Source organism: Mesorhizobium sp. M7A.F.Ca.MR.148.00.0.0, from assembly GCF_003997735.1.
Lineage (GTDB): Bacteria > Pseudomonadota > Alphaproteobacteria > Rhizobiales > Rhizobiaceae > Mesorhizobium.
In genome coordinates this window covers 1-273 of sequence record NZ_RZTB01000553.1, presented here as the reverse complement: position 1 = coordinate 273, position 273 = coordinate 1, and the positions used below count along the sequence as shown (strand labels likewise).

The following is a 273-nucleotide window of genomic DNA, read 5'->3' as shown; positions in this document are numbered from 1 at the left end:
TGCCGGCCTTCTTCAGCTCTTCCTCGGTCTTGCCGACCGAGGCGATTTCCGGGCTGGTGTAGACGACACTCGGAATGACGTCGTAGTTCACATGGCCGGCCTGGCCGGCGATGGTTTCGGCCACCGCCACGCCCTCATCCTCGGCCTTGTGCGCCAGCATCGGTCCGGCGATGACATCGCCGATGGCGTAGATGCCTGGTACATTGGTTCGTAAATGACCGTCGGTCTTGACCCGGCCGCGCTCGTCGACCTCGACGCCGGCTTCCTTGAGCC

General features: G+C 64.1%; 1 protein-coding gene. It reads right to left on the bottom strand.

The window, feature by feature from the left end:
* Window positions 1-273, bottom strand: a 273-nt coding sequence (locus tag EOB49_RS35295; protein WP_164782005.1) for an FAD-dependent oxidoreductase, incomplete at both ends; no start/stop codon positions are given.